4 protein-coding genes and 1 pseudogene are annotated in these 6,969 nt (G+C 62.5%); 4 read left to right on the top strand and 1 reads right to left on the bottom strand.

Annotated features, from left to right (window positions below; genetic code table 11):
• The first annotated feature begins 114 nt into the window (after positions 1 to 114).
• Both ACXJ7R_RS20800 and ACXJ7R_RS20795 read left to right on the top strand, forming a co-directional pair.
• Positions 115 to 1,506 (top strand): TolC family outer membrane protein, encoded by a 1,392-nt coding sequence (locus ACXJ7R_RS20800; RefSeq protein WP_457153486.1) that lies wholly within the window; start codon positions 115 to 117, stop codon positions 1,504 to 1,506.
• Between the two features lie 217 nt (positions 1,507 to 1,723).
• Positions 1,724 to 2,575, top strand: coding sequence for a DUF2497 domain-containing protein (locus ACXJ7R_RS20795; protein ID WP_457153485.1), 852 nt, complete (start codon positions 1,724 to 1,726; stop codon positions 2,573 to 2,575).
• A gap of 23 nt (positions 2,576 to 2,598) precedes the next feature.
• Here the strand turns inward: ACXJ7R_RS20795 and ACXJ7R_RS20790 are convergent, their stop codons facing one another.
• Complete coding sequence (locus ACXJ7R_RS20790; RefSeq protein ID WP_457153484.1) at positions 2,599 to 3,231, bottom strand: bleomycin resistance protein; 633 nt, start codon at positions 3,229 to 3,231, stop codon at positions 2,599 to 2,601.
• A 309-nt stretch (positions 3,232 to 3,540) separates the two neighbouring features.
• On the opposite strand from ACXJ7R_RS20790, the gene ACXJ7R_RS20785 reads away from it, so the two are divergent.
• Together ACXJ7R_RS20785 and ACXJ7R_RS20780 are read left to right on the top strand one after the other, a co-directional pair.
• Positions 3,541 to 6,324 (top strand): valine--tRNA ligase, encoded by a 2,784-nt coding sequence (locus tag ACXJ7R_RS20785; protein WP_457153483.1) that lies wholly within the window; start codon positions 3,541 to 3,543, stop codon positions 6,322 to 6,324.
• 357 nt (positions 6,325 to 6,681) lie between these two features.
• Positions 6,682 to 6,969 (top strand): annotated as a pseudogene (locus tag ACXJ7R_RS20780) (transporter); the annotation flags it as partial.

Genomic DNA, 6,969 nt, shown 5'->3' with positions numbered 1-6,969 from the left:
AAACTGGGGGCACTTTGGGGCTGAGCAGCAGGGAACATTGAACACGCGGCGCCGGCTGCTCAAGAAGGAGAAGCCGGCGTGGCGTGGTTCCCATGGACAACGAATGAGGGATACATGGTCCTGCCTATACGCAAGAGTCTTTTCGCCGCCGTCCTCGTTTCCGCGACCGCGCTTTCTCCATTCTCGGCCTCGGCGGAATCCATCCTCGGCGCGCTGGCAAAGGCCTATCAGTACAATTCTTCGCTTAATTCGGCCCGGGCCGGCGTCCGCGTCACCGACGAGAGCGTCGCCATCGCCAAGTCGGGATGGCGCCCGACCATCAACGGGTCGGCGGACATCGACTACTCAAGCAGCCATCTCAACGGCACGAACTCAAGCGTGCGGCTGACCACCGGCAATTTTGGCGTCCAGATCAATCAGACGCTGTTCGACGGTTTTCAGACCAGGAACAATGTCGCCGCCGCCGAAGCGCAGGTCCGCGCTTCTGTCGAAACCCTGCGCAACACCGAAGAGAACACCCTGTTCAGCGCGGCGCAGGCGTATATGAACGTGATTCGCGACCGCCAGATCGCCGTGTTGACCGAGCAGAACCTGCAATTCCTGACCGAGACGGCGCGCGCGGCGCGTTCGCGTTTTGAGGTTGGTGAAGGCACGCGTACCGACGTCGCGCAGGCCGACGCTTCGCGGGCCGCCGCCGTGGCATCGTTGAGCGCCGCCCGCGCGCAAGCCTTGTCCAGTGCCGCAAGCTATCGCCAGATCGTCGGCGACGAACCGGGCAAGCTCAAAGCCGCTTCCCCGGTGGCAAAACTGTTGCCGTCGAGCCTCGCAGTTGCCGTCGAGGTGGCCGCGAACGAGCACCCGGCCATCCTTGCCACCCAGCATCTGGTCGACGCGGCCGCGTTTTCGGTGAAGTCGGCCGAAGGCGCGCTGCTGCCGCAACTGACTGCAAGCGCGGGTGTTTCGAGCGATTATCGCAATACTGTACCGGGCGTCTTCGCGTCGCAGGACGGCACTACCAATTCGGCCAACATCGGGGCCACGCTGAGCATCCCGATCTATTCCGGTGGCCGTAAATCGGCGATTGTGCGCCAGGACAAGGAATCGCTCAGCCAGGCCCGCATCGAGGTCGACGTCAGTCGCGACCAGGTGCGCCAGGCCGTCACCGCCGCCTGGACCGAGTACACTGCCGCGCAGCAACAGCTCACGGCCAACAAGCAAGTGATCGAGGCCGCGAAGCTAGCACTGAGCGGCGTCATCGAAGAACGCAATGTCGGCCAGCGCACCACGCTCGATGTCCTCAACGCACAGGCGACGGTCATCACCGCGGAGATCAACCAGGCTGGCTTTGAACATGATGTGGTGGTGGCGAGCTATGCCATCCTGCAGGCGACCGGCCGCCTGTCCGTCGACCGCCTTGGCTTGCAGGTGACGAAGTACAGACCTGAAGAGCACTACAACGCGGTCAAGGACAAATGGTTCGGCCTGCGTACGCCGGACGGCCGCTGAGAGGTTCGACTCGGACTTTTCGGTCCCTCCTGCCTGAGCCAGCTCTTTGGCTCCACTCCCCGTTGGTTCGGTATCTGGTCTAATCTGTTGAAATCCCACAAGTCCCCAGATTGGGGATTCTCGTGCGGCGATCCGTCGGTTACGCTGGCGTCATGATTCGATCCGGCTTTGCCGGAGCGGAAATCTGCAACGGGTCACAAGGGCGGCGGATGTGACGATGGCGACGGCAAGCAGCGCACAGCGCGAACCTTCCATGGAAGAGATACTGGCTTCCATCAGGAGGATCATCGAGGACAGCGACGGCGGCCGCAAGCAGCCGGGCGACACCGACGAGCTGCGCCAGGACCTGGAGCCGGCGGCGAGCGCCGGTGCAGTTGCCGACGTAGAGGCATTCCGAGCCGACCTGCAGGCCCCAGAGATCAAGAAGCCGGTGACGCTAGCGGAAGTCCAGGCACAATTGCCGGCGGCCGAGCCGGTGATTACGCGGATGGAAACGCCGGTGCGCCCCGAGCCCGTCCCGGCAAAGCCATCGATGACACTTGCAGAAGTCAGCGCCCGGGTCGCCGCCGAGCCGACCCCGCCGCTCATGGCCGACGCGCCGGAAGCGCGTCTTATTGCCGACTCGCTGGCAGTGCGCCCTGTCGCCGACGCCCCCGTTGCCGATTGGCGGCGCGAGATCGCCGCCGTCGGCGATCACGCCAAAGCTGTGCCGGACAGAGGCGARGCCCTTAAGCCGGTTGTCCAGCCGCCGGTGGAGGCTCCGAGAGACGAACCGACTGCCGAAGCAGCCCCCGAGCCGTCTCATCCGGGCGCAAGCGTGGTGCGACCGGCGGTGGCCAGCGATGCGCCGCGTCCGGCCATCGTTTCCGAGCACACGGGCAGGCAGGTTGCCGCCGCCTTTGGCGAGCTTTCCGATGCGTTTGCCAGCCGTAGCAAGAAGACATTCGACGAGATGGCCGAAGAGATGCTGCGGCCGATGCTGCAGGATTGGCTCGACAACAATCTGCCGACACTGGTCGAGCGGCTGGTGCGCGAGGAGATCGAGCGCGTGGCGCGCGGGGCGCAGTAGAGGCGGCGTTTTTGTCGATGAGGTCAGCCCGCGCTGGTCGCGAAGCAAATGAGGTTGTCGTCGGGATCCCTGACGATGAACGTGCGGGCGCCCCATGGTTCGGTTCTCAATGTCTGGTGGAAGGGAGCCTCGGCTGCCTGAAACTCCAGGAACAGCGCCTTGATGTTGTCGAGTATGATCGTTGCCGCCAGCAGGTCATCGGCCGAATTGGCGGCCAATGGCGGCTTGTCGACATGGCGCAGGTTGAGCCGCGTGCCATCGCGCATGATCTGGGCGTAGAAGGGTGGCTCGCCATAGGTGAAGCGCGTCTCGAAGCCGAGCTTTTGCCGGTAGAAATCACAGGCCGCTGCGATGTCGCAGACAAAGAGCTGTGGCTCGGCAAAGGCGAGATGCGGTTTTGCTGCGTCTGGTGCTGCACGATCGGTCACGGTTCGAAGGCCTTCCTTCAGCGCCTGCCAGCTCTCGAAACCTGACTTCCTGGCGACGAGTTCCTGGGCATCGGCAAGCTTGAAGCCGTGATCGAGGATCTGGCTGTCGCTGAGATCGCGAAAACGCGGCAAGAGCCATCCAATCACAGCAGCGACGGGATAGTACCGCTCGCGATGCCATTTGAGGTAAAGCTTGGCCTGTTTCTTGTGGTGTTCGAGGGTCGGCATGGGCGCACTGCGGGGTTGAGGTGGCGTAGGCGGGCAATGCTCCTCCGGCCGGAAGCCGATGCGCCCTACAGCAGCGTTGTCAGCGTATTGCGGCGGCACCTGCCGGTCAAGGCGCGAGCGCTACGGCTTTCCCCGAGGAACAGGCCCGCTGCCAATCTGATCGATGGAACGCAAGTGGCTCTCCTTGACCTGATCCAGGCCGTATCTATTTGACGTTGAGGTTCAAGGCAGCCCCTGCGGTTGACTTGGCCAAAACCTTCCGATTTACACCGGACCAGCAAAACTCCCGACAGCGCGGACCATTTTCCCATGCTTGAAAAGACCTACGACGCAAAAACCGTCGAGCCGAAGATCGCCAAAGTCTGGGAAGACGCCGACGCGTTCCGCGCCGGCGCCGGGGCCGAGGAGGGGGCGGAAGCCTTCACCATCGTCATCCCGCCGCCGAACGTGACCGGCTCGCTGCATATGGGCCACGCGCTCAACAACACGCTGCAGGACATATTGGTGCGCTTCGAGCGCATGCGCGGCAAGAACGTGCTGTGGCAGCCGGGCATGGACCATGCCGGCATCGCCACGCAGATGGTGGTCGAGCGCCAGCTGATGGAAAAGCAGATCCACCGCCGCGACCTGACACGCGAGCAGTTCATCGAAAAAGTCTGGGAGTGGAAGGACGCATCGGGCGGGGCGATCTTCAACCAGCTGAAGCGGCTCGGCGCCTCGGCCGACTGGTCGCGCGAACGCTTCACCATGGACGAGGGCCTGTCCAAGGCGGTGCTGGAAGTGTTCGTCACGCTCTACAAGGAAGGGCTGATCTACAAGGACAAGCGCCTTGTGAACTGGGATCCCAAGCTGCTCACCGCGATCTCCGATCTCGAGGTCGAGCAGCACGAGGTCAACGGCAATCTGTGGCACTTCCGCTATCCCATCGAGGGCGAGGTCTTCGATCCGGAAAATCCGAAAACCTTCATCACCGTGGCGACGACGCGCCCCGAGACGATGCTGGGCGACACCGCCGTTGCCGTGCACCCCGACGACGAGCGCTTCCGGCATCTGGTCGGCAAGAACATCGTCTTGCCGATCGTCGGCCGCAAGATCCCGGTGGTGGCGGATGAGTACTCCGACCCGGAGAAGGGTTCTGGTGCGGTCAAGATCACGCCCGCACACGACTTCAACGATTTCGAGGTTGGCAAGCGCCACAAGCTGCCGGCGATCAACATCCTCACCGTCGCGGCGGCGATAAGCCTCAAGGACAATGAGGATTTCCTCGCCGGTCTCGAGGTGACGCCGGAGCGGCAGGCAGTCTGGGATGAACTCAACGGCCTCGACCGCTTCGTCGCGCGCAAGAAGGTCGTCGAGCTGATGGAAGAAGGCGGCTTCCTGGAAAAGGTCGAACCGCATCACCATGCGGTGCCGCATGGAGACCGCGGCGGGGTGCCGATCGAGCCGTTCCTGACCGAGCAATGGTATGCCAACGCGGCGGAACTGGCCAAGCCAGCGATCGCCTCGGTGCGCGAGGGGCGTACCAATTTCGTGCCGAAGAACTGGGAGAAGACCTATTTCGACTGGATGGAAAACATCCAGCCCTGGTGCATCTCGCGCCAGCTGTGGTGGGGTCACCAGATTCCGGCCTGGTATGGGCCGGACGGGCGCGTCTTCGTCGAGAAGACCGAAGAAGAGGCGCTGGGTGCGGCGATCGAATATTATCTGGCGCTGGAAGGGCCGTGGAAGGCCTGGGTCGAAGACAAGCTCGAGAACTTCAAGCCGGGCGAGATACTGATCCGCGACGAGGACGTGCTCGACACCTGGTTTTCGTCGGCGCTGTGGCCGTTCTCGACGTTGGGCTGGCCGGACGAGACGCCCGAGCTGAAGACCTACTACCAGACCGACGTGCTGGTCACCGGCTTCGACATCATTTTCTTCTGGGTCGCCCGCATGATGATGATGGGCCTGCATTTCATGGACGAGGAGCCGTTCCACACTGTCTACGTCCATGCGCTGGTGCGCGACAAGAACGGGCAGAAGATGTCGAAGTCGAAAGGCAACGTCATCGATCCGCTCGACCTCATCGACGAATACGGCGCCGACGCGTTGCGTTTCACCCTGACGGTGATGGCGGCGCAAGGCCGTGACGTGAAGCTCGATCCGGCGCGCATCGCCGGCTATCGCAATTTCGGCACCAAGCTGTGGAACGCGACGCGCTTTGCCGAGATGAACGAAGTCGCGCGCAACGACGATTTCTGGCTGAACGATGCCAAGCTTGYGGTCAACCGCTGGATCCTCACCGAACTGACACGGGCGGCGCGCGAGATCACGGACGGCATCACCTCATACCGCTTCAACGAGGCGGCTGGGTCGGCCTACCGGTTCGTCTGGAACCTGTTCTGCGACTGGTACCTGGAACTCCTGAAGCCGGTGTTCATGGGCACGGATGAGGCGGCCAAGGCCGAAAGCCGCGCATGCGTCGCCTTCGTGCTCGACGAGATCTACAAGCTCTTGCATCCGATGATGCCGTTCATGACCGAGGAACTGTGGGCGCAGACCGCTGGCGAAGGCAAGGAACGCGCCTCGCTGCTGTGCCATGCGGCGTGGCCGTCGCCGGACTTCGAGGACGCAGAGGCTGCCGCCGACATCAACTGGCTGGTCGATCTCGTCTCGGGCATCCGCTCGGTGCGCTCGGAGATGAACGTGCCGCCGGCGGCGATCGCGCCGCTGGTCGTGGTCGGCGCCAACGAGGTGACCCGCGAACGGCTTGTTCGCGAAGACTCGGCGATCAAGCGGCTGGCGCGGGTCGGCGACATCTCGCTGGCCGATGTCGCCCCAAAAGGCTCGGCGCAGATCGTGCTCAACGAGGCGACGATCTGCCTGCCGCTTGGCAGCCTGATCGATCTCGCCGCCGAAGCGGCACGGCTGCAGAAGGAACTGGCCAAGGTGACCGAGGAAATCGCGCGCCTGCACAAGAAGCTGTCGAACGAGAGATTCGTCGCCAGCGCGCCGGCCGAGATCGTCGATGCTGAGCGCGAAAAACTCGCTGAGTACCGCGACGCGCAGGACAAGCTTTCGGTGGCGTTGACGAGGGTTCGCGACGCTGGTTGAGGGCAGATTCGTGGCGCCTCGGCGGCTTCGAAATCAGACCTTCTTGCCTCGAAAATAGGCATTCCGCTGCGTTAATGTTGACGTAAACGGAAAGTTTTGGCCCCATTGTTGCCATAATGTAACAATGGGGCCGTGAATCCCCAAAAACATATATTTTTGAGCCTTTTGGGCGGATTTTTCTCGCGTTTTGAGGGCGGCACACACTCCGGAGGCGGTTTTTTGGCCTAACGGCAGTGGCTTGTTTTGTGTCGAAAATGCGCTTGGCGAACATGTACATGTACGCCCCAGGAATTCGTTATTGCACCGTTAACCTGAATTGGTTCTAGCTTGCCGCACTCGAATTCGGGGAGGACATTCATGACTATTTTGCGACATAAAGCACTGCTGGGGGCGGGGTGCTTTTCGCTGGCTTTGATCGGGACGGCGTTGAACTCGGCGCATGCTGGCGGCCTGGAGCGCGGCGGCTACGACATCGACTTGCTGTTCGATCCGGCGCAGGTCACAGGCGAGCTTTCCGGCACCTATGTGATGCCGCAGCGAGACCTGAAGAATGCAACGGATACGGATCCATCTGACGGCAATCTCAATGCGCTGGGCAAATCCAGCACGGCGCGCGATACCGAAAGCTATTGGGTGCCCTACGGC

It is taken from the genome of Mesorhizobium sp. P5_C1, from assembly GCF_054049815.1.
This window is presented reverse-complemented; position numbering and strand designations above follow the sequence as displayed.

What these genes read in the sequence shown, in the direction of transcription:
- ACXJ7R_RS20800 (WP_457153486.1), top strand. Translation starts at nt 115, where the DNA reads ATGGTCCTGCCTATACGCAAGAGTCTTTTCGCCGCCGTCCTCGTTTCC.
- ACXJ7R_RS20790 (WP_457153484.1), bottom strand. Translation starts at nt 3,231, where the DNA reads ATGCCGACCCTCGAACACCACAAGAAACAGGCCAAGCTTTACCTCAAA.